The organism is Nocardioides sp. NPDC006303 (genome assembly GCF_040613175.1).
In the GTDB taxonomy this organism is placed as follows: Bacteria; Actinomycetota; Actinomycetes; order Propionibacteriales; family Nocardioidaceae; genus Nocardioides.
In genome coordinates this window covers 24,109-50,083 of record NZ_JBEXRR010000039.1, presented here as the reverse complement: position 1 = coordinate 50,083, position 25,975 = coordinate 24,109, and the positions used below count along the sequence as shown (strand labels likewise).

At 70.0% G+C, this 25,975-nt stretch carries 27 protein-coding genes; 6 read left to right on the top strand and 21 right to left on the bottom strand.

Annotated features, from left to right (window positions below):
- The first annotated feature begins 4 nt into the window (after nucleotides 1–4).
- On the top strand, nucleotides 5–355 hold the full coding sequence (locus ABZY89_RS23545) for a hypothetical protein (RefSeq protein ID WP_355231111.1): 351 nt from the start codon (nucleotides 5–7) through the stop codon (nucleotides 353–355).
- On the opposite strand, the gene ABZY89_RS23540 is transcribed toward ABZY89_RS23545, so the two are convergent.
- The 10 genes from ABZY89_RS23540 to ABZY89_RS23495 form a co-directional block, all read right to left on the bottom strand.
- Nucleotides 352–1,203, bottom strand: a complete 852-nt coding sequence (locus ABZY89_RS23540; protein ID WP_091049949.1) for a MurR/RpiR family transcriptional regulator — start codon at nucleotides 1,201–1,203, stop codon at nucleotides 352–354. The genes ABZY89_RS23545 and ABZY89_RS23540 overlap by 4 nt on opposite strands.
- Entirely contained in the window at nucleotides 1,200–2,078 is an 879-nt protein-coding gene (phnE, locus tag ABZY89_RS23535; protein WP_355231109.1) for a phosphonate ABC transporter, permease protein PhnE, read from the bottom strand. The genes ABZY89_RS23540 and phnE (ABZY89_RS23535) overlap by 4 nt, the downstream gene beginning before the upstream one ends.
- Nucleotides 2,075–2,899, bottom strand: a complete 825-nt coding sequence (phnE, locus tag ABZY89_RS23530) for a phosphonate ABC transporter, permease protein PhnE (protein WP_355231107.1) — start codon at nucleotides 2,897–2,899, stop codon at nucleotides 2,075–2,077. Before phnE (ABZY89_RS23530) ends, phnE (ABZY89_RS23535) begins: the two co-directional genes overlap by 4 nt.
- Nucleotides 2,900–2,975: 76 nt before the next feature.
- The gene (gene phnC / locus ABZY89_RS23525; RefSeq protein ID WP_355231106.1) at nucleotides 2,976–3,779 is read right to left on the bottom strand and encodes a phosphonate ABC transporter ATP-binding protein; all 804 of its coding nucleotides are present in this window, start codon (nucleotides 3,777–3,779) and stop codon (nucleotides 2,976–2,978) included.
- Nucleotides 3,776–4,744: a phosphate/phosphite/phosphonate ABC transporter substrate-binding protein gene (gene phnD / locus ABZY89_RS23520; protein ID WP_355231105.1), complete on the bottom strand. Its 969-nt coding sequence runs from the start codon at nucleotides 4,742–4,744 to the stop codon at nucleotides 3,776–3,778. The genes phnC and phnD overlap by 4 nt, the downstream gene beginning before the upstream one ends.
- Nucleotides 4,738–5,475 carry a hypothetical protein gene (locus ABZY89_RS23515; protein WP_355231103.1) on the bottom strand — a complete coding sequence of 246 codons (738 nt, stop codon included), beginning with the start codon at nucleotides 5,473–5,475 and terminating at the stop codon, nucleotides 4,738–4,740. The genes phnD and ABZY89_RS23515 overlap by 7 nt, the downstream gene beginning before the upstream one ends.
- 149 nt (nucleotides 5,476–5,624) lie before the next feature.
- Nucleotides 5,625–6,833: an Ig-like domain-containing protein gene (locus ABZY89_RS23510; protein ID WP_355231102.1), complete on the bottom strand. Its 1,209-nt coding sequence runs from the start codon at nucleotides 6,831–6,833 to the stop codon at nucleotides 5,625–5,627.
- 150 nt (nucleotides 6,834–6,983) lie between these two features.
- The gene (locus ABZY89_RS23505; RefSeq protein ID WP_160024391.1) at nucleotides 6,984–7,400 is read right to left on the bottom strand and encodes a cytochrome c oxidase subunit 4; all 417 of its coding nucleotides are present in this window, start codon (nucleotides 7,398–7,400) and stop codon (nucleotides 6,984–6,986) included.
- A 5-nt stretch (nucleotides 7,401–7,405) separates the two neighbouring features.
- The gene (ctaD, locus tag ABZY89_RS23500; protein WP_355231101.1) at nucleotides 7,406–9,088 is read right to left on the bottom strand and encodes a cytochrome c oxidase subunit I; all 1,683 of its coding nucleotides are present in this window, start codon (nucleotides 9,086–9,088) and stop codon (nucleotides 7,406–7,408) included.
- Nucleotides 9,085–9,975 (bottom strand): cytochrome c oxidase subunit II, encoded by an 891-nt coding sequence (locus ABZY89_RS23495; protein ID WP_355231099.1) that lies wholly within the window; start codon nucleotides 9,973–9,975, stop codon nucleotides 9,085–9,087. The genes ctaD and ABZY89_RS23495 overlap by 4 nt, the downstream gene beginning before the upstream one ends.
- Before the next feature lie 175 nt (nucleotides 9,976–10,150).
- Between ABZY89_RS23495 and ABZY89_RS23490 the strand changes: the two genes are divergently transcribed.
- Together ABZY89_RS23490 and ABZY89_RS23485 are read left to right on the top strand one after the other, a co-directional pair.
- Nucleotides 10,151–11,260, top strand: a complete 1,110-nt coding sequence (locus ABZY89_RS23490; RefSeq protein ID WP_355231098.1) for an aminotransferase class V-fold PLP-dependent enzyme — start codon at nucleotides 10,151–10,153, stop codon at nucleotides 11,258–11,260.
- Complete coding sequence (locus ABZY89_RS23485; protein WP_350718914.1) at nucleotides 11,257–11,493, top strand: sulfurtransferase TusA family protein; 237 nt, start codon at nucleotides 11,257–11,259, stop codon at nucleotides 11,491–11,493. Before ABZY89_RS23490 ends, ABZY89_RS23485 begins: the two co-directional genes overlap by 4 nt.
- An 85-nt stretch (nucleotides 11,494–11,578) precedes the next feature.
- On the opposite strand, the gene ABZY89_RS23480 is transcribed toward ABZY89_RS23485, so the two are convergent.
- On the bottom strand, nucleotides 11,579–12,562 hold the full coding sequence (locus ABZY89_RS23480; RefSeq protein WP_350843680.1) for a carbohydrate kinase family protein: 984 nt from the start codon (nucleotides 12,560–12,562) through the stop codon (nucleotides 11,579–11,581).
- A 119-nt stretch (nucleotides 12,563–12,681) separates the two neighbouring features.
- On the opposite strand from ABZY89_RS23480, the gene ABZY89_RS23475 reads away from it, so the two are divergent.
- Nucleotides 12,682–12,897 carry a hypothetical protein gene (locus ABZY89_RS23475; RefSeq protein ID WP_355231096.1) on the top strand — a complete coding sequence of 72 codons (216 nt, stop codon included), beginning with the start codon at nucleotides 12,682–12,684 and terminating at the stop codon, nucleotides 12,895–12,897.
- A 67-nt stretch (nucleotides 12,898–12,964) separates the two neighbouring features.
- Here the strand turns inward: ABZY89_RS23475 and erpA are convergent, their stop codons facing one another.
- The gene (gene erpA / locus ABZY89_RS23470) at nucleotides 12,965–13,318 is read right to left on the bottom strand and encodes an iron-sulfur cluster insertion protein ErpA (RefSeq protein ID WP_350661565.1); all 354 of its coding nucleotides are present in this window, start codon (nucleotides 13,316–13,318) and stop codon (nucleotides 12,965–12,967) included.
- A gap of 64 nt (nucleotides 13,319–13,382) precedes the next feature.
- Nucleotides 13,383–14,468 (bottom strand): glycerate kinase, encoded by a 1,086-nt coding sequence (locus ABZY89_RS23465; protein WP_355231094.1) that lies wholly within the window; start codon nucleotides 14,466–14,468, stop codon nucleotides 13,383–13,385.
- Between the two features lie 94 nt (nucleotides 14,469–14,562).
- Between ABZY89_RS23465 and ABZY89_RS23460 the strand changes: the two genes are divergently transcribed.
- Together ABZY89_RS23460 and nadA are read left to right on the top strand one after the other, a co-directional pair.
- Nucleotides 14,563–15,612, top strand: coding sequence for a DUF695 domain-containing protein (locus ABZY89_RS23460; protein WP_355231092.1), 1,050 nt, complete (start codon nucleotides 14,563–14,565; stop codon nucleotides 15,610–15,612).
- 63 nt (nucleotides 15,613–15,675) lie between these two features.
- Complete coding sequence (nadA, locus tag ABZY89_RS23455) at nucleotides 15,676–16,848, top strand: quinolinate synthase NadA (protein ID WP_355231091.1); 1,173 nt, start codon at nucleotides 15,676–15,678, stop codon at nucleotides 16,846–16,848.
- A 44-nt stretch (nucleotides 16,849–16,892) separates the two neighbouring features.
- Here nadA and ABZY89_RS23450 read toward each other — a convergent pair whose 3' ends face one another.
- The 8 genes from ABZY89_RS23450 to ABZY89_RS23415 all read right to left on the bottom strand — a co-directional run bounded on the left by ABZY89_RS23450 (nucleotide 16,893) and on the right by ABZY89_RS23415 (nucleotide 25,945).
- Nucleotides 16,893–17,534, bottom strand: a complete 642-nt coding sequence (locus tag ABZY89_RS23450) for a response regulator transcription factor (RefSeq protein WP_355231118.1) — start codon at nucleotides 17,532–17,534, stop codon at nucleotides 16,893–16,895.
- Nucleotides 17,531–18,763: a histidine kinase gene (locus ABZY89_RS23445; protein ID WP_355231089.1), complete on the bottom strand. Its 1,233-nt coding sequence runs from the start codon at nucleotides 18,761–18,763 to the stop codon at nucleotides 17,531–17,533. Before ABZY89_RS23445 ends, ABZY89_RS23450 begins: the two co-directional genes overlap by 4 nt.
- Nucleotides 18,764–18,780: 17 nt before the next feature.
- On the bottom strand, nucleotides 18,781–20,130 hold the full coding sequence (locus ABZY89_RS23440; protein ID WP_355231087.1) for an FtsX-like permease family protein: 1,350 nt from the start codon (nucleotides 20,128–20,130) through the stop codon (nucleotides 18,781–18,783).
- Entirely contained in the window at nucleotides 20,130–20,897 is a 768-nt protein-coding gene (locus tag ABZY89_RS23435) for an ABC transporter ATP-binding protein (protein WP_355231085.1), read from the bottom strand. Before ABZY89_RS23435 ends, ABZY89_RS23440 begins: the two co-directional genes overlap by 1 nt.
- 109 nt (nucleotides 20,898–21,006) lie before the next feature.
- Nucleotides 21,007–22,434, bottom strand: coding sequence for an ATP-binding protein (locus ABZY89_RS23430; RefSeq protein ID WP_355231083.1), 1,428 nt, complete (start codon nucleotides 22,432–22,434; stop codon nucleotides 21,007–21,009).
- Entirely contained in the window at nucleotides 22,431–23,156 is a 726-nt protein-coding gene (locus tag ABZY89_RS23425; RefSeq protein ID WP_355231081.1) for a response regulator transcription factor, read from the bottom strand. The genes ABZY89_RS23430 and ABZY89_RS23425 overlap by 4 nt, the downstream gene beginning before the upstream one ends.
- A 60-nt stretch (nucleotides 23,157–23,216) precedes the next feature.
- A complete protein-coding gene (locus ABZY89_RS23420; RefSeq protein ID WP_355231079.1) occupies nucleotides 23,217–25,088 on the bottom strand; it encodes an efflux RND transporter periplasmic adaptor subunit in 1,872 nt (623 codons plus the stop codon).
- Nucleotides 25,085–25,945: a hypothetical protein gene (locus ABZY89_RS23415; RefSeq protein ID WP_355231077.1), complete on the bottom strand. Its 861-nt coding sequence runs from the start codon at nucleotides 25,943–25,945 to the stop codon at nucleotides 25,085–25,087. The genes ABZY89_RS23420 and ABZY89_RS23415 overlap by 4 nt, the downstream gene beginning before the upstream one ends.
- Nucleotides 25,946–25,975: the final 30 nt, after the last annotated feature.

Below are 25,975 nucleotides of genomic sequence, written 5' to 3'. Positions count from 1 at the left end.
GCACATGACCGGCCTCCAGGCTCGACTCCGAGCCGACCTCCTCACCGCCCGCAAGGCTCGCGACACCGCGGCGACAGCCGTGCTCCGCTCGACCCTGTCCGCCATCGCCAACGCCGAGGCGCTGCCGGTGGCGGAGGCGGCACTGTCAGGCGACGGCCCGATCGCCGGCGCCGCGAGCGGCGTGGGTGCCACCGAGGCCGCCAGGCGCGACCTCACCGATGACGACGTCCGAGGCATTATCTCCGACGAGCAGACCGAGCGTCTGAGCGCAGCGACGGACCTGGAGTCCCGCGGCGCGGGCGAAAAAGCAGAGCAGCTCCGCGCCGAGGCGGAGCTGCTCGCTGCGTATCTCTAGCCCTGCGGGTCGAGCTCGCCGCCGACGACCTCGAGCACTCGGGCGCGTACGTTGGCCGCAGCCTCGGGGTCGCGGGCCGCCACAGCGGCGACGAGCGCGTTGCCGAGGATGAGCTGCGGGATCCGGATGATCGAGTCGAGCTCTTGGCGGAACCCGGCGCGTCCGCCCTGCGGGGTGACCAGCTCGACCTCAGCGAGCTTGGTCAGCTGGGTGCCGGTGAAGGAGGTCAGCGCGATGACGGCCGCTCCCCCGGCGACGGCCGCCTGGGCGACCTGGATGGTGGGCGCGGTGGCGCCGGTGCCGCTGACGACGACGCAGACGTCGCCCGGCTGGAGCAGACGGGCCCGGATGAGCTGGTCGAGGTGGTCGCTGGGCGCGACGGTGCTCAGCCCCTGGGAGCCGAGTCTCATCGCGATGTCCTGGGCGACGGGCGAGGAGACGCCCGTGCCGGCGACCAGGATCGAGCGCGCCTCAGCAAGCAGCTCCACGGCCCGGGTGACCTGCTCCTCGGAAAGGAGCCCGACCATGTCGGAGGCGGAGTCGGCGATGTCGGCGAAGAAGGAGCGCACCACCGTCAGCGGGCTGCCTCCCTCGGTTGTCTCGGTCTTGGCCGTGCCCAGGTCGCGCGCCAGCAGCACCTTGAGGTGCGGGAAACCGCGGAACCCGAGTCTCTGCGCGGCTCTGACCACGGTCGCGGTCGAGACGGAAGCCTCGGCGGCGATCTCGGCGGTGGTCGCCTCGATGGCCCACTCCGAACGGGTCAGCACGACCTCGGCGACAGCGCGCTCGGAAGGGTTGAGCCGCGGCATTGCGGCCCTGATGGCGGGAAGGACCGGCGCACTCGTCATGCCGCCACCGCGGTGGCTTCGGCGCCGTGCAGGATCCGGTGACGCAGCGTTGCTGACAGCTGGTCGACCAGGATCGTCACGATGATGATCACAGCTAGCATGATTCCACCCCACTCCCACTCACGGCCCCGAAGGACACGGTTTAATAACGCACCAATTCCACCAGCGCTCACGACGCCGAGGATCGCGCTTGCCCTGATGTTCACCTCGAAGCGGTAGAGCCAGAACGCCACGGTCTCCGGCATCATCTGCGGGATGACCGCCGTGCGGATCCGCTGCCACCACGTCGCTCCGGCCGCGGTGACCGCCTCGACGGGGCGCGGGTCGACCGACTCGATGTTCTCCAGCGTCAGCTTGCCGAGCGAGCCGATCGAGTGGATGCCGATCGCCATCGCTCCGGCCATCGGGTTGAGCCCGAACAGCGGCAGCATCACGATCACCGCGAGCAGGATCTCCGGCACGGCGCGGATGGCGTTGAAGAAGAGCCGCACCGGGAGGCGTACGACCAGCGGCGCGGTGGTGGAGGCGGCCAGGAAGGCCAGCGGGAACGAGAACAGCGCCCCCACGCAGGTGCCGATCCAGGCGAGCGCCACCGACTCCCCCATCAGCTTCAGCGACTGCAGCCACCAGTCCCCGTAGGTGAGCTCCGGGTCGGCCTGGCCCTCGGGATGCGCTCCCGGCCAGGTGAGCACGCCGTCGAGCATCTGGCCGGCGTACTGCAGGATCTCTCCGGGGAACTGCGGCAGCCGCTCCCACTTGGCGTCGTCCAGCGACCATCCGGCCACCAGCACGACGCCGATCAGCGCGAGGCCGACCGCGGTGTAGGGCCACTTCGGCGGCGGCTTCGGCCGCGTCGTCGCTGTCGCCGAGGTCATACCAGCCTCCGGCGCAGGAGCTGGGAGAGCAGGTCGATCGCGATGACCACCGCGAAGATCACGATCACGACCGCTGCCAGCCGGGCATAGTCGGCCCGGTTGAAGTAGAGCATGATCAGCTGCCCGATCCCGCCGGCCCCGACCGCCCCCAGCACCACGGAGGCGCGGATGTTGAGCTCGAAGACATAGAGGACGTACGAGGCGTAGTTGGGCAGCACGGCAGGCACGATCGCGACGCGGGCCCGCTGCCAGCGGGTCGCCCCGGCGGCGTCGAGCGCCTCCAGCGGGCCGGGATCGACGGCGTCGATGCTCTCCGCGGTCAGCTTGGCGACGATGCCGATGTTGAAGATGGTCAGCGCCAGGATCCCCGGGAGCGGGCCGGTGACGACGGCGACGAAGACCAGCGCGTAGGCCATGTCGGGCAGCGACCGGATCACCGACATCACCGGCTTGGTGACCCGGTAGACCGCGGGAGGCGCGCTCACCTTGGAGCCCAGCAGAGCCACGCCGAGGGCGATCAGGGAGCCCACGAAGGTCGCGATGATCGCGATCGCCGCGGTCTCCTTCAGCGCGGTCCACAGGCGCGAGGACGGGTCGGTGATCTCCGCCCACTCGGGGTGCACGACCTCCTCGAGGATCATTGTCAGCATCGGCCACTGCTCGATGACCGGCGCGAGCGAGAAGTCGATCGCCCAACCCGCCACCACGGTCACGGCGACAGCGCCGAGGATGCCCCCGATGAGCAACGGGCTCGGCGGCGGCTGCGCCGGACGTACCTGCTTCGGCGAGCCGCCCGGGCGCTCGAGGGTGGCCTGACTCATGCCGCCGCCTCCGTGCGAAAGGGCGGAGAATACGGACCCGGCGGCCTGAGGCTTATGGTCGCTCGCTTGCGCTCGCTCATGCCAGAACGTCCTCGGCGGTCAGCGAGCGGCCGTAGATCTTCTCGAAGACGGCATCGTCGGCCTCGGCCGCGGGGCCGTCGAAGACCACTTCACCCGCACGCATGCCGATGATCCGGTCGGCGTAGCGCCGGGCGAGATCGAGGAAGTGCAGGTTGACCACAGTGGTGATACCGAGATCGCGGTTGATCCGTTGCAGGTCACGCATCACCAGGTTGGCCGTCGGCGGGTCCAGGGAGGCGACCGGCTCGTCGGCGAGCACCACCGACGGCTGCTGCGCCAGCGCGCGGGCGATCGCGACCCGCTGCTGCTGCCCGCCGGAGAGCTGGGAGGCGCGTACCCACGCCTTCTCGACGATCCCGACACGCTCCAGCGCCTCGAAGGCGATCTCCTTGTCGGCCCTGGTGTGCAGCCCGAGGGCCGACCGCATCCACGACTGGGCGTGCAGCCGCCCGGTGAGCACGTTGCCCATCACCGAGCGGCGGGTCACCAGGTTGAACCCCTGGAAGATCATCCCGATCTCGGCGCGCAGCCGCCCCAGCCGGCGCCCGCGCGCGGTGGCCACCTCGGTCCCGCCCACCGACAGCGATCCCGAGGTGACCGGCACCAGGCCGTTGATCGTGCGGACGAGGGTCGACTTGCCGGCCCCGGAGAGCCCGACGACCACGACGAACTCCCCCGCCGGGATGGTCAGAGAGACCTTGTCCAGGCCGCGGGTGCCGTTCGGGTAGACCACCGAGACGTCGTCGAAGACGATGCTGTGCCCACCACGGGTCGCACCCCCGGGATCCGAGCCGCTCATTCGCCGAAGTTCTCCTCCACGGACTTCGCCTTCTTCAGCGCGGCCGTGTCGACCTTCTCCAGACCCTCGATCTCGTAGACCGCCTCCAGCGTCTTGAGCCCCTTGGGATCCTTGGCCATCGCGGTGAAGGCGTTGGTCACCTTCGTACGCAGCTCCTTGGAGAGACCGGCGGCGACGACGATGCCGTCGTTGGGGATCTCGGTGGAGTAGGCGAAGACCACGACCTCGGAGGCGACCTTCGGCTCGTCTGCCGCGACCTCCTCGCGGGCGTCGTCGAAGCTCACCCCGATCGGGTAGTCACCGCGCGCCACGGCCAGGACCGCGGCGTCGTGGTCGCCGGCGAACTGCGCGTCGAGGTCGACCAGGGCATCGCCGCCGGTGACCTGACCCCACTGGGTGGCCGGGTAGTAGTAGCCCGACGCGGAGCCCTGGTCGACGAAGGCGATCGAGGTGCCGGGCTTGATCTTGGCGAGCGCCTCCTCGCCGGCGGGACCGGTCTTGGCGGCGTCGGTGCCGTTGCAGTACTTGAAGCCCTCGACCACCTTGACCTCATCGGCGCAGTAGGTCTCGGGGTCGTTGGTGAACCACTGGGTGTGGTAGGTCCCCGAGCCGAAGCGCACCGACTGCAGGACCGGCACCGCACCCGCCTGGTCCTCGGCCTGGACCATGCCGATCGGACCGAGCATCGCGACCTGCGCCTGGTCGGCCTTCATCGCCACGATCGCGGCGGCATAGCTCTCGGTCACCTCGGCACGTACGGGGATCCCGATCTTGTCGCTGAGGAACGACTCCAGGCCCTTCGCGCTCTGGGTGATCGAGTCGACGTCGCCCGAGGGCACCAACGACAGCACGATCTCCTCGGGATCCTCCGCGGGCGCGGTGCTCTCCTCCCCACCGCAGGCGGCGAGCGAGAGGGCGAGCGATGCGGCGGCACCGACCGCCAGCAACCGGGGGGTTCTCAACATTGGACAGACTCCTTGAGGGGGTGAGCTGCTATGAAGGATGACGGGTCACTCGACCAGTCCGAGACTGCGGGGTACAGCTCCACGAACGATCCTGCACGAACATGGGCCGGCCCCTGCCGGCGGTCGAAGGCGTCAACGTATGCAGCAACACAACCACGCTCGACGGCGGGGGCAAGGTCATTGCGCCAGATGTCGCCGACCGACATCAACCACTCCGGCGTGTCGGCCGCGCCGACGTGGTCGAGGAAGGCGTCCAGGTGCCCCTTCATCCGGGTCGGCTTGAGCGCGTCGGTGCACACCTGGTCGACCACGTCGCGTACGCCGAGGTGCTCCAGGATCGCGTCGAGCCCGCTGCCGCCGGGCGAGTTGGTCAGGATCACCCGGTGCGCGTCGATCCCGCCGAGCAGGTCGACCAGTCCGTCGGGCGTGCGGATGTCACCCGGCTGCTCGCTGATCGCCTCCCGGCTCGCGACGTACGCAGCGCTGAGCTGCTCTTCGGAGACACCGGCCGCCAGGCCCAGGATCTTGACCGCCTCATAGCCGTCCTGAGCGCCCGTCAGCGTCTTCGGGGCAGCCTCTGGCAGTCTCTGCCCGAGGAAGGCCGCTGCGGTCTCCAGGAGCGCCTCAGGGGCGTCGGTGAGGTCCGCCACGCGGGCGGCGTAGAGAAGTGCCGGTGTGTCTCCGAGACACACCGTGCCGTCCAGGTCGAGCACCAGCACAGGCCGAGGCAACGAGTCCACCTTCCAAGGCGGCGCGGGCCGTCGGGTCAGCCCTGCGCAACGCGATTACGTGTTAGGTGGAAAGTAAGTAAAGGCGCTGACGGACGCAAGCATCAACTGCATGATGTCGCACGCTAATTGCTGCAATGCACAATATCGACTCAGGCGAGTGCAGACCCCGCCTGGTATTCGCCGTAGGAGGTGTTCCAGTCGCCCCAGCCGTTGCTGAAGGTCATCTGGCGGTTGGTGCCGACGGTCTCGACGACGTCACCGCGGCGGGTCATGTCGTAGAGGAACTTGGCGTTCTCGTCGCTCATCCCGGTGCACCCGTGGGACACGTTGGCATTGCCCTGCTGCGCGACCGACCACGGCGCGCCGTGGATGAACTCACCGGAGAACGTCAGCCGCATGGCCCACTTCACGCCCTCCATGTTGTAGTACTCCCGGTCGCCCTGGTTGATCCCGATGGTCTCGGAGTTCATGGTCTTGCGCTTGAACTTCTCGATGATCACCTTCACGCCGCTGCGGGTGATGAACCCTTCCTTGCCGGTCGTGATCGGGATCGTCTTGATCTTCTGCCCGTTCTTGAAGACTTCCATCTGGTGGGTCTGCGCGTTGGCCCGGTAGATGTGCGCGTCACCGGTCTTGAACGTGATCTCGCGGTCCTTCTGGCCGAAGATGCCGCCACCGGCGGGGACCGAGTTGATGTTGAGCTTCACGTTGATCGTGGAGTTGGCCTGCCAGTAGGTGCGCGGGCGGTAGTGCGCTTCCTTGTCGCTCACCCAGTACCACGACCCCTCCTGCTTCGGGGTCGACTCGACGATCATCTTCTTCTCGAAGGCGGCCTTGTTCTTCACCGGCAGGTCGTACGTCACGATGATCGGCATCCCGACGCCGACCGTCTCGCCGTCGAGCGGCGCGATCGACGGGTAGGTCTGGCGGTCCAGGCCGAGGTCCTCGGTGGAGAACTTGATCTCGCTCGTCTGCTCCAGACCGTCGTCGCCCGTCGCGGTGACCGCGAGGATGTAGGAGGCGGTCGGCTCGAGCACCTCACCCGCGCTCCAGCTGAGCCCGTCCTCGGTGATCGTGCCCCGCACCTTGGTGCCCTTGGCGCCGGTCAGCATGACCTCGTCGAGACGCCCCTTGCCCACATCGACCTTCACGACCTTGTCGACCGCGACGCCGGTGGCGTTGTTCTCGATGTTGGGCGTGATCTGCACCGTCGGCTCGGCGGGCTTCTTGGGCTCCTTCGAGGCCGGGTCCGCCCCGCACGCGGCGAGCACCGGCGCGAGGGCCGCCGCTGCAGTGGTCAACAGCACCCGGCGGCGGGCGAACACGGACGGGCGGCGAAACGGTGACTGCGTTGACACGGTGAGACTGCTCCAGACCTGATTCATTTACCCCGACGCCCTGAACCGGGACGTGGGCGCGATAACCCTACCGGGCATCACCAAGAGCTTCCCAAGAAGGGAAGCGGGGCCCGATCCGTCTCGGATCGGGCCCCGCGTACGTTCAACTGCTCAGTGCTTGAACTCGCCTCGGTAGTACTCAAAATTCCAGCCGGCGAGGGCCAGCAGGCCGAGCACGGCGGCGATGATGAGGAGCCACCAGGCGGCCATCGCAACGGCGAGGACCACCAGACCGAAGGTGAGGCCGGCCCACAGCGGCCACCAGGAGAACGGCGGGAAGAAGCCGTACTCCCCAGCGCCCTCGGCGATCTCGCCGTCCTCACGGTCCTCGGGACGCGGGTCCATCTTGATGGCGTGGAAGCCGAGGTAGACGGTGATCATCGCGAACAGCAGCGTGCACATCACCAGCGCCGAGGTGCCGGTCCAGTCGCCGCCCTCCTCGGAGGCCGCGGTGACGAACCAGTAGGCCGGCGTGACCAGCACCATGAAGACGGTGCACACCACGAAGATCCAGGCTTCAGACTTCATCGGGCTCAGCCTTCCTTGTTGGAGCTGGTGGAGGCGAGATCGTCCTCATCGTTCTCCAGCGCGGCGATCTCCGGGTGGTGGAGGTCGAAGGCCGGGGACTCCGAACGGATCTTCGGGATGGAGGTGAAGTTGTGGCGCGGCGCCGGGCAGGCGGTGGCCCACTCCAGCGAGCGACCCCAACCCCAGGGGTCATCCACCTCGACCTTGGGTGCGTTGCGGGAGACGTAGAGGTTGTAGAAGAAGGGCAGCATCGACAGGCTCAGCAGGAACGCGCCCACCGTCGAGAACTGGTTCAGGAAGGTGAACCCGTCGCTGGGCAGGTAGTCGGCGATACGTCGCTGCATGCCCTCGACACCGAGCCAGTGCTGGACCAGGAAGGTCGCGTGGAAGCCGACGAACAGCAGCCAGAAGTGGACCTTGCCGAGGCGCTCGTCGAGCATCCGGCCGGTCATCTTCGGCCACCAGAAGTAGAAGCCGGCGAACATCGCGAACACGACGGTTCCGAAGACCACGTAGTGGAAGTGCGCGACCACGAAGTAGGAGTCGGAGACCTGGAAGTCGAGCGGCGGGCTCGCCAGGATGATGCCGGTCAGACCACCGAAGAGGAAGGTCGTCAGGAAGCCGATCGACCACAGCATCGGGGTGTCGAAGCTGACCGATCCGCCCCACATCGTGCCGATCCAGTTGAAGAACTTCACGCCTGTGGGCACCGCGATCAGGAAGGTCATGCCGGAGAAGAACGGCAGGTTGACCGCGCCGGTGACGAACATATGGTGCGCCCACACCGCCACCGAGAGGATCGCGATGCCGAGGGTCGCGGCGACCAGACCGACGTAGCCGAAGATCGGCTTGCGGCTGAAGACCGGGAGGATCTCGGAGATGATCCCGAAGAACGGCAGCGCGATGATGTAGACCTCGGGGTGACCGAAGAACCAGAACAGGTGCTGCCACAGGATCGGGCCGCCATGGGCGGCGTCGAAGACGTGGGAGCCGAACTGGCGGTCGGACTCGAGCATCAGCAGCGCGGCCGCGAGGATCGGGAACGCGATCAGCACGAGCAGCGCGGTGATCAGGGTGTTCCAGGTGAAGATCGGCATCCGGAACATGGTCATGCCCGGCGCCCGCATGCAGATGATCGTGGTGATGAAGTTGACCGCACCGAGGATGGTGCCCAGACCGGCCATGTAGAGGCCCATGATCCACAGGTCTCCACCGACACCCGGCGAGTACTGCGCGCTGGAGAGCGGCGTGTAGGCGAACCAGCCGAAGTCGGCCGCGCCGGTCGGGGTGAAGAAACCGCTGGCCGCGATCAGACCACCGAAGAGGTAGAGCCAGTAGCTGAACATGTTGAGCCGCGGGAAGGCGACGTCAGGCGCGCCGATCTGCAGCGGCATGATCACGTTGGAGAAGCCGAAGAACAGCGGCGTCGCGAAGAGCAGCAGCATGATCGTGCCGTGCATCGTGAACAGCTGGTTGAACAGCTCGTCGTTGACGACCTGCTGTCCGGGGAAGGCCAGCTCCGAGCGCATCAGCAGCGCCATCAGGCCGCCGATCAGGAACCAGACGAAGGACGTGACCAGGTACATCTTGCCGATCAGCTTGTGATCGGTGGTGGTCAGCAGCTGGTAGATCTGCGTTCCGAGCGGCTTGCGGCCCTCGGTGACCGGGCGCGCAGCGGTGGCGGTCACTCGCCCTCCTCCTCGTGAGTGGGGATGTCGTCGGCGGGGCGGGTGGACTTGCCACCACCGAGCAGCGGGCGCTCGGCCTCGAAGCCGTTCTGCGCCAGCGTGTCGACGTAGGACTTGTAGTCGCTCTCGGAGAGGATCGCGACCTTGAAGATCATCCGGGCGTGGTAGACGCCGCAGAGCTCGTAGCAGGCGCCGCGGAAGGTGGTGCCCTCGATGAGGTCCTCCGCGCTCGGGTCGAAGGTGGCCGTGGCCTCCTTCGTGGTGATCGAGTAGTGGTTCACCCGACCCGGGACGACGTCCATCTTCATGCCGAACTCCGGGACACCGAAGTTGTGGATGACGTCGGCCGAGCGCAGGTTGAACCGCGTCGTGGTCTTCTCCGGGAGGACCAGCGTCGGGATGTGCGAGCCGGTGCCCACGACGTAGCCGTAGCTGTCGTAGGCGAACTCGTCGTCGACGAGGTTCTCGTCCGCGCTCAGGTCGGGCTCACCGATGCCGTGATTGAAGGTCCACTGCCACTGCTGGCCGGTCACCTCGATCACGTTGGTCGGGTTGCCGTCGTCCAGCATCTCGTTCTGAACCTTGACGGTGTGGTCGAAGAACACGATCACCATCAGGACCGGGGCGATCGTGTAGAAGATCTCCAACGGCAGGTTGTAACGCGTCTGGACCGGGACGTCGGCGTCGCTGCGGCGCCGGTAGCGCCAGATCGCCCAGAAGATGAGCCCCCAGGTCAGGACACCCGTGATCAACGCGGCGATCCATGCGCCCTGCCACAGGGCGAGGTTGTGCTCCCCCTGCTCAGAACGTGGCTCGGGGAAGCCGAAACGCGCCGCCTCGTCCGAACAGCCACTCAGCAGGAGGGCGCCGGCCGTCAGCGTCGCCACCAGCGCACCACGTCGGGCGCGGGCGTGGGACGGAGTCGATCCGGCCCCTGGCAAGTGCAGACCCACTACGAGCCTCTCTCTCATGCGAACACTCAGATGTCGGCAGACTACCGCGAGCGCCTCCGGATTCATCTTCAGGGGTTCCTCATGTCGCATATGGCTACCGTTGGGTTCTGTGACCGACCGCTTCACCTACCTCGACGCCGCATCGGCCGAACCGCTTCATCCCGCCGCGCGGGAAGTGCTGCTCGCCGCGGCGGATCAGGGGTACGCCGACCCCCGCCGCCTCCACCGGCCGGCCCGGAACGCCGGGCTGCTGCTCGCGAACGCCCGCGAGGTCGTCGCCGAGGCGCTGGGAGTGCGTCGAGATGAGGTGCTTTTCACATCCTCGGGGACCGCCGCCGTGCACGCGGGCCTGCTGGGACTCGGATCACGTGGCATAGGTCACAGTGCCGTCGAGCACCAGGCCGTCATCGATGCCGCGCGATGGTCGCAGCGCTCCCCCGTCACCGAGCTGGCCGTCGACGGCGAGGCCCGGGTCGGGGTCGCCGCCGTCCGGGACGCGGTGCAGACCGGAGACGTCGATGTGATCGCCGTCCAGCAGGCCAACCACGAGGTCGGCACGCTCCAGCCCCTCGACGAGGTCGCCTCCGCCGCCGGCCCGGCGTCCCTCTTCGTCGACGCCGGCGCCGCCATGGGCCGGCTGCCGCTGCCGTCGGTCGGAGACGCGATCGCCGGCTCCGCGCGCAAGTGGGGTGGCCCCGGTGGTGTGGGAGTGCTGGTCGTGCGCCGGTCCGCCCGGTGGCGCTGGCCGTTCCCGGGCGATGAGTGGTCGCGTACGGATCAGGGGTTCACGAACATCCCCGGGGCGCTGGCGGCCGCGGCGGCGCTCCAAGCGGTCGTCGCCGAGCGCGAGGAGGTCAACGCCCGCCAGCACGACCTGGTCGCGCTGGTCAGGGAACGGGTCAGGACGGAGATCCACGACGTGGACGTCGCCGGCCCGGCCGAGGGGCGACTCCCCCACCTGGTGACCTTCTCGGCGCTGTACGTCGACGGCGAGGCGCTGGTGACCGCGCTGGACCGGATCGGCGCCGGTGTCGCCAGCGGCTCGGCCTGCACCTCCGACACCCGCGAACCCTCTCGGGTGCTTGCTGCCATGGGAGCGCTGACACACGGTAACGTTCGGCTATCGCTGACCCGCGACACGACGCGAGAGGATGTGGAGCGCGTGCTCGACGCACTGCCCGGGATCGTCAAGGACCTACGCGCCGAGGCCGGGCTGTGAGCGCGCCGACCGTCACCCTCGACTGCCGCGGCCAGGCCTGCCCGCGACCGATCATCGAGCTCGGCCGCCACCTCGGCGACGTCGAGGTCGGCGAGGTCATCGCCGTCGCCGCCGACGACGTGGCCGCCCACCACGACGTACCCGCCTGGGCCCGCATGCGCGGCCAGGAGTTCGTCGGTGAGGTGGAAGCCGAAGACGGCGTACCCGTCTATCGGATACGCCGGCTGAGCTGAGCGGTAGGAATACCCGGTTAACCGGGTATTCCTGCACTTCTCAGGCGTTGCATTGCCAGAGAAGTGCAGGAAACACCTGAGAAGTTCAAGCCTTGATGTGCGGGGCGATCTGGTCCGCGGCGGTGTCGCCGTAGGACTCGCGGACCCGGGCGACGAACTCCTCGGCGGTGAAGGAGTACTCCTGCGGGCCGACGGTCTCGACGCAGTAGGCGGCCAGGACGCAGCCGACCTCGGCGGCCTGCTCGAGCTCGCAGTCCCAGGCCAGAGCGGCCAGGAAGCCGGCCCGGAAGGCATCGCCGACCCCGGTGGGCTCGACGGCGTTGACGTTCTTCGCGGCGGGCAGCTCGATCGCGTCCTCGCCCTTGCGCTGGATGCGTACGCCGTCCTTGCCGAGCGTGGTGACCTGGGTGCCGACGCGCGCCAGGACCTCGTCGGCGGACCAGCCGGTCTTCTGCTGGAGGACGTGCGACTCGTACTCGTTGGTGAACAGGTACGCGGCGCCGTCGACCAGCTCGCGGATGAGCTCACCGTCGCCGAAGGCGAGCTGCTGGCTCGGGTCGGAGATGAAGGTGTAGCCGCGCTGGCGAGCCTCCTGGGTGTGGCGCTTCATCGCGTCGGGGTCGTCGGGCGCGATCAGCACGAACGACGGCTCGCCGACCTTGTCGGCGATCGGGCCGAGCTCGATCTCGCGCGCCTCGGCCATCGCGCCCGGGTAGAAGCTGGCGAACTGCGCCATCGCGGTGTCGGTGGTGCACACGAACCGGGCAGTGTGCAGCGTCTCGGAGACGTGCAGGTGGTCGCAGTTGACGCCGTGACGCTCGAGCCAGGAGCGGTAGTCGGCGAAGTCCTCGCCGACCGCGCCGACGAGCACCGGCGCCAGGCCGAGGTTGGCCAGGCCGAAGGAGATGTTGGCGCCGACGCCGCCGCGGCGGATCTCGAGGTCGTTGACCAGGAAGCTCACCGAGAGCTTGTCGAGCTGGTCGGCGACCAGCGAATCGGCGAACTTTCCACCGAAGCTCATCAGGTGGTCGGTGGCGATGGAGCCTGCGATCAGGAGTGAACCGGACATGCGCGGAACCCTACCGGCGAGACCTCGGGCGACGTTAAGGCTCGACCGTAGACAGCAGATGAAATATTACCGCTGAGTCCGCCTTCTGCTACCCGTTGGTAGTGCTTACCGTCGTTTGCATGACAGACATGCGCGTTCCGTACGACGACCTCGACAGCCCCGCGCAGCTCTGCGCCGACTGCGCCGCCGCCGACAGCGCGCTGCGCCTGCCCGCGCCACGGGTGCGCGAAGCGGCCCGCCCAGCACCCGCCATGCGGATGCAGGCCCGCGAGCCGGGCGACACTGCCATGCTCGAGGCCTGCGGACACGTCGCCGACGGCCTCGCCCTGACCTGAGGGGCACCAGACACCAGCAGCCCCTGCCTTTCGGCAGGGGCTGCTGACGTACTGGACCAGGTTGGACTCAGTGGAAGGAGTCACCACAGGCGCAGGAGCCCGTGGCGTTGGGGTTGTCGATGGTGAACCCCTGCTTCTCGATGCTGTCCACGAAGTCGATCATGGCGCCGTTGAGGTAGGGAACGCTCATCCGGTCGACGACGACGGAGACCCCGTCGAAGTCGGTGACGACGTCACCGTCGAGGGTGCGCTCGTCGAAGAAGAGCTGGTAGCGCAGGCCGGAGCAGCCACCGGGCTGCACCGAGATGCGCAGGCTGAGGTCGTCTCGGCCTTCCTGCTCCAGGAGGCTCTTCACCTTCGAAGCGGCAACGTCGCTCACGTTGATGGAGTCTTCGCGGCGTTCGGTCGTCTGCTCGGTCATGTAGCTGGGCTCCCTGTGCGTGGGTGCGGGTGTGTCTTAAGGCTCAATCGTCGCACATCATCGGTTATTCCCGCTGGTCGGCGGACCACGTCCGGGCCACCCTGGCGGCGACCTGGACCAGGGAGTCGTACGCCTGGCCGAGCGCCCGCTCCTCGCCGACGATGTCCACGAGCGAATAGGCGGCGTCGATGCCGAGCGTACGCATCTCCCGCCCGCTCATGCTGACCTTGCCCGCCAGCACGATGCAGGGCCGCAGCGCCTGCTCGGCCAGTTTGGCGACCCCGGCCGGCACCTTCCCGGCCGCGCTCTGCGGGTCGAAGGAGCCCTCGCCGGTGATCACCAGGTCGGTCCGGGCGGCCAGCTCGGGCAGCCCGAGCAGGTCGGCGACGACGTCGAACCCCGGCCGTCGGGTGGCGCCGAGGAGCAGCAGCGCGAACCCGATCCCGCCGGCAGCCCCCGCACCCTTCTCGGTCGCGGTCTTACGCGATGTGGCGGCGGCCAGGTCCTGGAGCACACCGTCCCAGCGGGGCATGGTCTCCTCGGCCAGCCCCTTCTGCTCGCCGTAGACCTTGATCGCGCCGAAGAGCCCGGTCAGCGGGTTGTCCACGTCGCTGGCGATCACGATCTCGAGGCCAAGCGGCTCGGGGAGCGTGACCTCGGAGATGCCCTCGAGCCCGGCGACGCCAGCATCGAGCGGCCGGTCCGCGGTGGCGCCGAGCGCGGCGAGCAGCCCCGCTCCCCCGTCGCTGGTGCCCGATCCGCCGAGGCCGACCACGACCGTGCTCGCGCCGGCGTCACGGGCGGCGAGGAGCAGCTGGCCCACTCCGTACGAGCTCGCCTGCTCGGCTCCCTTCCCGCCGGTCAGGTGCAGGCCGGCGGCCTGGGCCGACTCGACGTAGGCGGTCTCGCCGTCGACCAGCACGTGCGCGGTCACCGGCTCACCGTGCGGGCCCCTGACCTCGACCTCGTGGAGGTCGCCACCGAGGACCTCGCGCAGCAGCTCGAGGAAACCCGGTCCGCCGTCCGCCATCGGCGCGAGCGAGAGCTCGTCGCGGGGCGCCGTACGCCGCCAGCCCTCCGCGATCGCGGCGGCCGCCTGGGCGGCGGTGAGCGTGCCTGCGTACTTGTCGGGGGCGATCAGCACTCGCATGGCCGAAACCTACCCGCGCACGGAAGCACCAGGTGTTCCACCTGACGATTTGAGTGTCGTAACCATTCCGCATGCGTCGCGTTAAGGTCGTTTCGTGCGGATCTTCGGGCGGCGCGGGGCCAGCGACTCAGAGACCAGGCGGATCAATGGCTTCTGGACCTGGTGGGCCCAGAAGGGAGCTCTGGCCTGCGGTGCGGCGCTCGACGCCGACGACCAGGACGCTCTCGTCGCGCTGCTGGCCAGACGGATCGACGCGATCGAGGCCGGTCTGAGCTGGGAGGTCGGCCCGGGGCCGTTGGGCGGCCGGCTGCTGGTCGTCTCGGCGGGCGGCAACCCGGACCATCGTGCGCTGGCACGCCGCTGGCTGCTCGCCGCCCCTGAGCCCGACGGCGTCTCGCCCTGGGAGTTCAGCGACCAGCGCCCGCCCGTCGACGATCCGGTCGAGGCCGTGCTCACCACCCCTGGCGGCGCCGCGATCCGGCTGGCCGACGTGCTCGTCGCCGCCCGGCAGAACGGCGCTCACTTCGACGTCACCCTCTTCCACCCGGCGTTCCCCGACCTCGCCGACGACGCCCGTCTCCAGGTCGCCTTCCACGCCCTCGACACCACGCTGGGCGAGTCCAGCACCGAGCTGTGGATCGGCGAGGTCGACACGACCACCGCCCGACCCCGCGACGGCTTCGGCCTCGACGGCCTGCGCGTCGCCGTACGCAACCTCCGCAAGGAGTACGTCGACCCCGACGGCAACCCGGCCTGGGTGTTGCTCCACGGGGAGAGCCCGCAGGGGCCGGTGATCGCGAGCGCGGTCGTGCCCCTGCACCCGGTCACCGCCCCGAACCTGACCCATCACGTCGGCGTGATGGTCCCCTACGTCGGCTTCGGCGAGCGGGGTCTCCCCTCGGCCGACGCCCTTCGCGAGCTCGGCCAGCTCGAGGACCGGCTCGCCTCGACCCTCGGCCCCGACGGCCGCGTCGTGGCGCACGAGACCACCAACGGCGTACGCCTTCTCCACGCCTACGTCGACCCCACCACCTCGGCCCCGCAACGGCTCGAGGAGACGGTCGACGGCTGGGTCCACGGTGACGTCGTCACCCGGGTCGACACCGACCCGGCCTGGGATGCCGTACGCCCCCTGCGGGCTTGATCCGTACCACCATGTGACCCATGCCACGAGGGCACCGAGCCCTCGACATGTATTATCGTCATCATGACGACTGTCGACCTCCCGCTGCTCCCCCTGGGGCGTGGCACCGACCTGAACTCCGAGCGTGGCGTCGAGTGTCCCGGCGATCTGCCGGCCGCCTCCGACCCCGACCTGGTCAAGCGCGCGCTCGCCGCCAAGGAGAAGCTCGGCGAGAAGGTGTTCGTCCTCGGACACCACTACCAGCGCGACGAGGTCATCCAGTTCGCTGACGTGACCGGGGACTCCTTCAAGCTCGCGCGCGACGCCGCCGCCCGGCCGGACGCCGAGTACATCGTCTTCTGCGGCGTGCACTTCATGGCCGAGTCGGCCGACATCCTCACCTCGCCGTCGCAGGCGGTCATCCTCCCCGACCTCGCGGCCGGATGCTCGATGGCCGACATGGCGCGGCTGGGCCAGGTCGAGAAGGCCTGGGAGGCGCTCTCCGAGGCCGGTGTGGCCGACCAGGTCGTGCCGGTGACGTACATGAACTCCTCCGCCGACATCAAGGCGTTCTGCGGGCGCCACGACGGCGTCGTGTGCACCTCCTCCAACGCGCAGGCCGTGCTGGAGTGGGCCTTCGACCAGAAGGAGGACGCCAAGGTCCTCTTCTTCCCCGACCAGCACCTCGGCCGCAACACCGCCGTGCTCAAGCTCGGCATGTCGCTGGGCGACTGCGTGGTCTGGGACCCGCTCAAGCCCGGTGGCGGCCTCAGCGCCGAGGAGCTGCGGGCGGCGAAGGTGATCCTGTGGAAGGGTCACTGCTCGGTCCACGGCCGCTTCTCCCCCGACACCATCGACGACCTACGCGCCGAGATCCCGGGTGTGCAGATCCTGGTCCACCCCGAGTGCCAGCACGAGGTCGTCCTCAAGGCCGACCTGGTCGGCTCGACCGAGTTCATCATCTCGACCATCGAGGCCGCTCCTGCTGGGTCGGCCTGGGCGATCGGCACCGAGCTCAACCTGGTCAAGCGCCTCGCCAACGCCCACCCGGACAAGCGGATCGTCTTCCTCGACCGCACCGTCTGCTACTGCTCGACGATGAACCGCATCGACCTCCCCCACCTCGTCTGGGCGCTCGAGTCCCTCGTCGAGGGCCAGGTCGTCAACCGCATCGAGGTCGACCCCGACACCGAGCGCTACGCCAAGCTCGCCCTGCAGCGCATGCTCGACCTCCCCGGCAAGACTCAGGACGACTGACCCTGCCCGCCCGGCGCCGAGATGGCGCCGGGTCAGGGGTCGGGTCAGGTGTCGTTGAGCCAGGCCAGGACGGCGAGCACGCGACGGTTGTCGTCGCTGGCCTGGGGCAGGTCGAGCTTGGTGAAGATCGAGCTGATGTGCTTGCCGACCGCCTTCTCGGTGACGAAGAGCCGGGCGGCGATGGCGGCGTTGGAGCGCCCCTCGGCGATCAGCGTCATCACCTCGCGCTCCCGCTCGGTGAGCCGGTCGAGCGGGCGTTCCCGGCGGGTGAGGAGGGCCGCGACGACCTCCGGGTCGAGGACGGTCCCGCCGCCGGCGACCTGGCGCACCGCCCCGAGGAAGGCGTCGACATCGGCGACGCGGTCCTTGAGCAGGTAGCCGACCGCGCCCTCTCCCCCGGCGAGCAGGTCGCGCGCGTAGAGCGGCTCGACGTACTGGCTCAGCACCAGCACCGGAAACCCTGACCGCGCCTGTCTGACCTCGATCGCGGCGGTGATGCCCTCGGTGGTGAAGGACGGCGGGAGACGTACGTCGACCACCGCCGCGTCCACGTCCGGCCGGACCAGGGCCCGAGCCAGGGCGGGCGCGTTGTCGACGGCCTCGACGACCTCGATCCCGCCCGCTTCGAGGATCCGGGTGAGGCCGACGCGCAGCAGCGCCTGGTCCTCGCCCAGGACCACCCTCAGATCCGGCAAGGCACCTCCAGGGTGATCAGGGTCGGGCCGCCGGATGGGCTCGCGACCTCGACGGTGCCGTCGAACGCGGCCAGCCTGGTCGCGACCCCGGCGAGACCGTGTCCGGTCGGATCGGCGCCGCCGCGGCCGCTGTCGCCCACGACGATCCGCAGCCGCTGCCCGTTGTGGCTGCCGCGTACGAACGCCCGGTCGGCGCCGGAGTGCTTCACCGCGTTGGCCAGGCACTCGGCCACCGCGAAGTAGGCCGCCGACTCGACCGGGTCGGGCAGCCGCCCGGGCAGCTCGATGGCGACGGTGACCGGCAGCGGCAGCCCGGCGGTGAGGGCCTGAACCGCTCCCACGAGGCCACGGTCGGCGAGCACGGGCGGCAGGATGCCGCGTACGACTCCACGTAGGTCCTCGAGCGCGGACACCGTGGTCTCGCGGGCCTCGCGCAGCAGCGCGGCGGCCGCGTCGGGGTCGGTCGCCATCAGCTTCTCGGCCAGCCCGACGCTCATCCCGACGGCGGCGATCCTGGCCTGGGCACCGTCGTGGAGGTCACGCTCGATGCGACGCAGCTCGGCCGCCGAGTGGTCGAGCGTCTCGGCACGGGTCGACTCGACCTTCTCCACCCTGGCAGCCAGCGCGGCGACCTCCCCCTGACCGAAGATTCCGCGCTCGGCCAGCGCCCGCGCCCGGACCAGGCCCGGGGTCGCCACCCACCACACCAGCAGCAGCGGGCCGGTGAGCAGGAGCAGCAGCCAGACCACCCAGGTGATGCCGGCGAAACTCAGGATCAGCCAGGTCAGCGGCACGGTCAGGAACGCCGTGGGCAGCAGGGAGAGCACGAAGCCCCCGGTCGCCGAGAAGCAGCAGAAGGCGAAGTCGCGCCAGCGCGCCTTCTCCCGGAGCCACCGGAAGGGCCGGGTGAGGACCGGCAGCGCACTCAGGTCCGCGTACGTCTCCGGGATGGTCTCCCCGAGGAGCATCCCGCTCACCCGGCGATGCACTCCGGCGACGGCCTGGGTGGCCGGCACCGCGCCCAGTGCGATCCCGATGCCGACCCCGAACACCAGCCCGAGCGGGATCGAGAGCACGGTCACGATCGCGAGCGCCAGGGCGGGCGCCATCATCAGCGCATAGCCCAGCGACAGTCCGGTCAGCCGGAGCCGCTCGACGAGCGCCTGCCCGCTGAACGGCTCCGGCCGCACGGTCCGGATCGGTGCATCCCACTCGGTCATCAGGAGTGAGTGTGACATCAGCGGGCGCCGGACGTCGTGCGTAATGCCCGGCTCGTCGCACCGGCCGCAGAGGCCAGCGTGAGCGCCACGGCACCGGCGATCAGCAGAGGCGGCAGCCAGAGCTGTGCGTCGGGGACCAGACCCTCACCCCGGACGTAGGCGAACGGGACGATCGTCGCCTGGGCGGCGAGCAGGCCGATGACGGTGCCGACCGCGGCGACCACGCCGGCCTCGGCGAGGATGGAGCCGCGTACCTGACCGGGGGTGGCGCCGAGCAACCGCAGCCGGTGCAGCTCCAGGCGCCGGTCGGCGAGGAGGGCGGCGAAGGCGTTGACGACCATGATCGCGGCGAACGCGCAGATCATCGCGGTGACCACGTTGTTGAGCAGGTTGATCGTCTCGTAGCCCTCGGTGACCTCCGCGGGCAGACCGGTGGGCAGCGTACGCTCGTCGATCCCGACCAGCATCAGGATGCTGACCGCGGCTGCGGAGAGCACCATCACCGGCGCGAGCACACCGGCGAGCAGGTGGGACCTCCGCGAGGTGTTGTACGCCGCCAGGTGCCCGCTCGTGCCGCCCAGCAGCGGCCGCAGCACCCAGCTCCCGGCCCTCAGCAGCAGCGGTGCCAGGGCGGCGAGACCCACCGCGACCAGGAGCCCGAGGGAGCCGGTCATCGCCATCGCGTCGTACGGGTCGGCGGCGTCCTTGCCCGTGGCCATGGTCATCACGACCATGGTCGTGGCGTGACCGACGGCGACCAGGGCCACCAGCCAGCGCCACCAGGCGATGCGTCCCGTGCCCGTCCTGGCCTCGGAGAGGGCGACGGTCGCCGGCCCGCGGGAGGCACGTGATCCGGCCAGGCCGGAGGCTGCCAGGGACACGAGCAGGAGCAGGACGACGGTCGCGGCGAGCGCGACCCAGCCGCCCGAGTGGGCGACCTGCTCGCTGACGACGCCACCGGACTGCAGCAGGTCGAGGAGGGCTCGGCTGGTCAGGCTCGCCACCACGGCGCCGAGGACGGCGGCGACGAGCGCGACCACGAGCGTCTCCGCCCGCACCAGGGTGCGTACCTGACGGGGCTCGGCGCCGACGGTGCGCAGCAGGCCGATCTCGACCTCGCGCTGCCGGACGGTGATCCCGACGGTGGAGACGATAGAGAAGAGCGCGATCACGGTGCCCCAGGCTCCGACCACTCCCCCGAGAACGAGCAGGGTCTCCCGCTCGGCGCTCGGCGTACCGGGTTCGAGGGCGACCTGGATCAACGGCGTGAACGAACCCATAACCGCCGTGCCCAGCAGGATCGCGACGAAGGTGGCGGTCATGGCGGTGGCGCGATGGCGCAGCGAGCGCAGTGCCAGGGTCAACATCACACCATCTCCCGCTCGGCCCGGGCGGTGAGCTCGTCGAGATGTGCCATCTGGCCGGCGACGGCCTCGGCGGCGGGGTTGTCCATCCGCCCCACGGCACGGCCGTCGACGAGGAAGACCACGCTGTCCGCGTACGCAGCCGCGACGGGGTCGTGGGTCACCATCACGACGGTCGCGCCGAGCTCGCGGACGAGGCTCCGGAGCAGGGCGAGCACCGAGGCCGCCGTGTGGGAGTCGAGGGCTCCGGTGGGCTCATCGGCGAGGACGATGTCGGGACCGGTCACCAGCGCCCGGGCGATCGCGACCCGCTGCTGCTGGCCGCCGGAGAGCTGTGCCGGCAGGTGGCCGGTGCGATCGCCCAGGCCGACGCGGTCGAGCAGCTCGCGGATCCGGCGGCGGGCAGCCGCGTCGATCCGGCCACCGGCCAGCCGCAGCGGCAGCGCGACGTTCTGCTCGGCGGTGAGGTAGGGCAGCAGGTGGAAGCCCTGGAAGACGAAGCCGATCCGCTCGCGGCGCAGCCTGGTCCGGCGTGCCTCGGTCAGCTCGGTGACGTCCTGCCCGGCGATGACGACCCGGCCGCCCGTCGGCTGCTCCAGCGCTCCGGCGCAGGTCAGAAAGGTGGACTTGCCGGAGCCGGAGGGCCCCATCACGGCGGTGAACGTGCCCGGCGCGCAGGCCAGGTCGAGCCCGTTGAGCGCGGTCACGGCGGCCGCGCCGGTGCCGTAGGTCCTGGTGAGGCCGGTGACCTCGAGGGCGGGTGTGGTCATGGGGTGGCTCCTGGGTTTCGGGTGGCTGATGTCACCCTTCGACGCTAAGGAACCCGCCGCTTCCCCACGATGGGCTCAAGGAGCCGAACCGGGTAGGGAAAACCCCACCTCAACCCTGCGACGAGCGCGGGAGGCGTACGGCGATCGTGGTGTCGCCCGGCACGCTGGCGAGGGACACGGTGCCGCCGTGGGCGGTGACGATGGCGTGCACGAGTGCGAGGCCGAGGCCGGCGCCGCCGTCGCGCTGACGGGCCTCGTCAGCACGGGTGAAGCGCTCGAAGGCGTGCGGAACCAGGGCCGGGGGGAAGCCGGGGCCGTCGTCGTGGACCTCGAAGCCGTCAGGACGTACGCGGACGGTGACCGTGGTGCCGGCTGGCGTGTGCCGGCGCTCGTTGGTGAGCAGGTTGCTGATCACCTGGTGGAGTCGCTGCTCGTCGCCGGTGACGATCACCTCGGCGTCACCGGAGTCGGCGGCGTCCGGCAGCTCGAGCCGCCAGGTGTGCGAGGGGTCGACGACGCGGGCGTCGTCGACGGCCTCCAGGAGCAGCCGGGTCAGGTCGACCGAGTCGCGGGCGAGCGGCCGGCCCTGGTCGAGGCGCGCGAGCAGGAGCAGGTCCTCGACCAACGCGGTCATCCGCAGCGACTCCTCCTCGACCTTGCCGAGCGCCGTCGGGACCGCTTCGGGCCGCTGCTGGGCCAGCTCGGTGTAGCCGCGGATGGTGGTCAGCGGGGTGCGCAGCTCGTGGGAGGCGTCGGCGACGAACTGGCGTACCTGCTGCTCGCTGCGGTGACGCTCGGCCAGCGAGGTCTCGACATGGTCGAGCAGCGAGTTGAGCGCGGCGCCCACCTGGCCGACCTCGGTGTCCTCGTCGGTGAGCCGCTCGGGCACCCGCTCGGTCACCGAGACCTCGCCGGAGGAGAGCGGCAGCGCGGCGACGGTGTGCGCGGTGGCGGCGACCTCGCGCAGCGGGCTGAGCTGGCGGCGTACGACGACATAGCCGACGCCCGCAGCGGCCAGGACACCCAGCAGGGTCAGCAGAGCCTCCCAGAAGATCAGGCTCTCGATCGTGTTGTCGACCTCCTCGGTCGAACGACCGGTGACGACGACCATCTGACCGAGGGCGGGGTTGAAGACGGACTGGGCGATCACTCGGTAGGTGCCACGGTCGGGCAGCTCGACGTCGTGGGGGCGCGCGTCGACGCGTACGTCCGCCATCAGCTCCAAGTCAGCGGCGCTGAGCGACTCCATCTGGTTGGGGTCGAAGTCGCCGAGATTGCCCTGCGGCTCACCGTTCTCGGGGAACGCCGCGAAGACCGAGTCCGGTCCGATGTTGAAGTCGCCGCGCGAGCCGGGGCCGCCGGCCACACCGCGGGCCATGTCGTGTACGTCCCGGTCGAGGCGGTCCATCAACGTCTCGCGCAGCGCGATCGTGGCGAAGGTGGCGATCAGGAGCGAGACGACCAGCACCAGGGAGACCGCGGTGATGACCAGGCGCGAGCTCAGCGGCGCGACCAGTCGCTTGAGCCGAATACTCACTCAGCGGCCTTCAGCACATAGCCCGCGCCACGCATTGTGTGGATCATCGGGTCGCGGCCGGCGTCGATCTTCTTGCGCAGGTAGGAGATGTAGAGCTCGACGACGTTGGCCTGGCCGCCGAAGTCGTAGGACCAGACCCGGTCGAGGATCTGGGCCTTGGACAGCACCCGGCGGGGGTTGCGCATCAGGAAACGGAGCAGCTCGAACTCGGTCGCGGTGAGCGTGATCTCCTCCCCGTCACGGTGCACCTCGCGCGAGTCCTCGTCCATCGTCAGGTCGCCGACGCGGATCACCGAGTGCTCCTCGACCCGGGTCGCCCCGGCTCTCCGCATCAGCCCACGCAGCCGGGCGACGAGCTCCTCGAGCGAGAACGGCTTGATCACGTAGTCATCACCACCCGCGGTGAGCCCGGCGACCCGGTCCTCGACCGCGTCCTTGGCGGTGAGGAAGAGGACGGGTACGGCCGGGTTGGTCGACCGCACCCGGCGCAGGACCTCGAGCCCGTCGAAGTCGGGCAGCATCCAGTCGAGCACGATCGCGTCGGGAGCGGTCTCCTTCGCTGCCGTGACGGCCTTGGAGCCGGAGTGGGCCATGGTGATGTCCCAGCCCTCGAACCGCAGCGCCATCGCGATCAGCTCGGCGATGTTCACCTCGTCGTCCACGACCAGCACCCGCAGGGGCGAGCCGTCAGCGCGGGTCAGGTCCTTTCCTCCAGCAGTCATGACTCCATCATGCGTCCGTTTGCTGTGTGGTGCCTGTGAGATCACTGTGGCGTGTCGATGTCATCGCTGACCACCGCCCGGCATGCCGCCACCCTGCCCTCCAGGGCCACCGGCGGGCATCTGAACCCCACCACCACCGCCCGTACGCCCGAAGCTCTGCTCCTCGGAGGTGTCACCGCTGGGCAGGTCCTGGGAGAGGTCGGCCAGGACGACCTGCTGACCGGCGTCGAGGCCGTCGGTGACCTCGATCCGGGTGGAGCCGACGAGGCCGGTGGTGACCTGCTGGCGCTGGGTCGTGTCGCCGTCGACGACCAGCACCGAGCCGTTGGAGAGTGCCGAGGCCGGGATGGTTACGACATCCTCCACGGAGCCGACCACGACCTCGACCGTGGCCATGTTGCCGGCGAGGAGGTCGAGGCCCGTCTCGTCCAGGGTGACCGTCACCGGGAACGTGCTGCTCCCCGAGGAGGTGTCAGGCACCTGGCCGACCAGGGTGACCTTGCCCGGGAGAGGCTTCTCGGCGCCCGCCGGGGTGACGTTGGCGACCTGCCCGGCCTGGAGCTGCTCGACCTGGGTGGCGCTGACGGTCAGCTCGACGCTGGTCAGGCCCTCGGCGATGAGGGTCACCGCCTCGGTGCCGGCCGAGGCGCTGTCGCCCTTCTTCACGGCGACGGAGGCCACCGTGCCCGCTGCCGGTGCCTTCAGCACCGAGCCCGTGAGTGCCGCCTTGGCCTCGGCGACCTCCGCCTTCGCCCGGTCGATCTCGGCCTGGTCCTTGGCCAGAGTCGCGGCAGTCACGCTCTCGCCCGCGCCGGAGGCGTTCGCCCCGCTCTGGTCCTCCCTGCCGCTCTGCTCCTGGGAGCCACCGGTGCTGGGCATCTCGCCGGACTCGCGTCCGGCACCGGACTCCCCGCCGGCACCGCCCGCACCACCGGAGGGCTGCTCGGCCCCCTGCTGGGGCTGGGCGCCGCCGGACTGGTCCGGGTTCTGAGCGCCGGACGAACCGGCGGTCGCCAGGGTCTCGTCCAGCTGCGCGCTGTAGTCCACCAGGTCGGCCTTCGCGGACTTCACCGCCGCCTTGGCGTCGCTCAGAGCCGACTGGGCCGACCCGAGCAGCGCGGCCGCCTCGGTGACGGTCCCGCCGGCCGAGCCCTGAGCGCCGAGCGCGGTCTGAAGGTCCTCGTCGCAGGAGGTGGACGCGTCGTCGGCGCACGACTCCTGGGCCGACTTCAGCGCACCGGCGAGCTCGCCGTCCTCGTCGAGGGTGCCGCCGGAGGCGACCAGCGCGGTCAGCTTCTCCAGGGCCGAGGCGAGATCGGTCTGCGCGGCGCCGAGCTCGGTGTCGGCCTTGTCGAGCGCCTTCTGGGCCGAGACGACCGCGTCCTGCAGCTCCTTGACCTTGGCGACCAGCTCGGCGGTCGCGTCGGTAGAGGCGGCGGGCACAGCCTGCGACGTCGACCCTGTCCAGACCGCGACGACGGTCCCACCCGAGGAGCCGGCCACCGAGCTAGGTGAAGCGGTCGTCCCGGAGGAGGACGCCGAGGAGGTGACACCGGAGACCTGGGCCTCCTTGTCGCTCTCCAGCTGCGCCCGGGCCGCGGCCAGCCTGGCCCTGGCTGAGGTGAGCGACTTCTTCAGTGACGTACGGTCCAACCGGGCCACCACCTGGCCCTTCTTCACGGTGTCGCCCTCGGTGACGACGCTCTCCACGGTCCCATCGGTGGCGAAGGCGAGGTCCGCGCGGCCGTTGGGCGCGACGGTGCCGGCGAGCGAGAGGGTCTGCTCGACGTCGCCGGTGGTGACCGCCGCGCTGCGGTAGCCGGCCGAGGACGAGGCGGTCGCTGCGTACGCCGTGTAGCCACCGCCCGCGACCACGATCAACGCCGCGGCGCCGGAGGCCGCCTTGACCCAGGTGCGCGAGACGCGCCTCACGAGGACGCCCCGTCCTGGCCCGGCGCGCCGCCCGGCATCCCGCCGCCGCCTCTGATGCCGGTGGTGCACTCGCCCTCGACCGGGTCGGAGACCGAGATCCGCTCGGCCGTGACCGCCCCGGTCTCGTCGGCCTCGCCGGTGGCGGTGACGCAGGCGCCAACGACTAGAACGCTCTTCGCCGCCGACCCGGTGGTCGTGTAGGTGGTCTCGGAGCCGACCGTCACGCTCACCGAAGTCGTCTCCTCGGAATCGCGCGAGGTCGCCGCCACGGTGAAGCCCGAGTCGCTGACCGCGGTCACCTCACCCGAGGTTCCCATGCCGCCGCCCATGCCCCCGGGACCGCCCGACGGCATGCCCTCAGGCATGTCGCTGGGCAGATCGGTGGGCATGTCGGTGGGCATCCCCTCGGGCCGCGGACCACCTCCGAAGCCGCCGGCGCAGGACCCGTCGGTCTTCTCGGTGATCCGGACGGTGCCCGCGGTCACGGCGGTCTCGCTCGACTCGGAGCCGTCGGCGGTCGTGACCATGACGCAGCTGCCGACCGTGACGTCGGCCAGCGCCGCGCTGACCTGCTGGCTGATCGTCGTCTCGTCGGTGTAGGTGACCGCGGTCTGGGCGTCGCTGCTCTGGACCTGCAGCGTGCTGCCGTCGATGGCGGCGATCTCGCCGGAGGCACCCGGCATGCCGCCCATCCCCTGGTCCTGCCGCTGACCCTGGCCGTACCCCTGCCCCTGCTGATCCGCGGCCGCGTCGCCATCGGCGCCACAGCCGCCCAGTGCGACGAGCCCGACCGTGGCGAGGGCGACGAGAGACAGCGTGCGGGCGCGGTGCGCGCCGGGTGTGAATGTGTTGGTCATCGGGATTCCTTCGTACGTCGAGATGGTGGT

Bases quoted from the DNA above. Each gene is read 5' to 3' on its own strand.
- ABZY89_RS23505 (WP_160024391.1), bottom strand. From the start codon at position 7,400: ATGAAGTCTGAAGCCTGGATCTTCGTGGTGTGCACCGTCTTCATGGTG.
- ABZY89_RS23480 (WP_350843680.1), bottom strand. From the start codon at position 12,562: ATGTCCGGTTCACTCCTGATCGCAGGCTCCATCGCCACCGACCACCTG.
- ABZY89_RS23475 (WP_355231096.1), top strand. From the start codon at position 12,682: ATGACAGACATGCGCGTTCCGTACGACGACCTCGACAGCCCCGCGCAG.
- ABZY89_RS23415 (WP_355231077.1), bottom strand. From the start codon at position 25,945: ATGACCAACACATTCACACCCGGCGCGCACCGCGCCCGCACGCTGTCT.
- ABZY89_RS23440 (WP_355231087.1), bottom strand. From the start codon at position 20,130: ATGTTGACCCTGGCACTGCGCTCGCTGCGCCATCGCGCCACCGCCATG.
- ABZY89_RS23465 (WP_355231094.1), bottom strand. From the start codon at position 14,468: ATGCGAGTGCTGATCGCCCCCGACAAGTACGCAGGCACGCTCACCGCC.
- phnE (WP_355231107.1), bottom strand. From the start codon at position 2,899: ATGAGTCAGGCCACCCTCGAGCGCCCGGGCGGCTCGCCGAAGCAGGTA.
- ABZY89_RS23545 (WP_355231111.1), top strand. From the start codon at position 5: ATGACCGGCCTCCAGGCTCGACTCCGAGCCGACCTCCTCACCGCCCGC.
- ABZY89_RS23445 (WP_355231089.1), bottom strand. From the start codon at position 18,763: ATGACCGAGTGGGATGCACCGATCCGGACCGTGCGGCCGGAGCCGTTC.
- ABZY89_RS23540 (WP_091049949.1), bottom strand. From the start codon at position 1,203: ATGACGAGTGCGCCGGTCCTTCCCGCCATCAGGGCCGCAATGCCGCGG.
- erpA (WP_350661565.1), bottom strand. From the start codon at position 13,318: ATGACCGAGCAGACGACCGAACGCCGCGAAGACTCCATCAACGTGAGC.
- phnD (WP_355231105.1), bottom strand. From the start codon at position 4,744: ATGTTGAGAACCCCCCGGTTGCTGGCGGTCGGTGCCGCCGCATCGCTC.
- nadA (WP_355231091.1), top strand. From the start codon at position 15,676: ATGACGACTGTCGACCTCCCGCTGCTCCCCCTGGGGCGTGGCACCGAC.
- ABZY89_RS23435 (WP_355231085.1), bottom strand. From the start codon at position 20,897: ATGACCACACCCGCCCTCGAGGTCACCGGCCTCACCAGGACCTACGGC.
- ABZY89_RS23425 (WP_355231081.1), bottom strand. From the start codon at position 23,156: ATGACTGCTGGAGGAAAGGACCTGACCCGCGCTGACGGCTCGCCCCTG.
- phnC (WP_355231106.1), bottom strand. From the start codon at position 3,779: ATGAGCGGCTCGGATCCCGGGGGTGCGACCCGTGGTGGGCACAGCATC.
- phnE (WP_355231109.1), bottom strand. From the start codon at position 2,078: ATGACCTCGGCGACAGCGACGACGCGGCCGAAGCCGCCGCCGAAGTGG.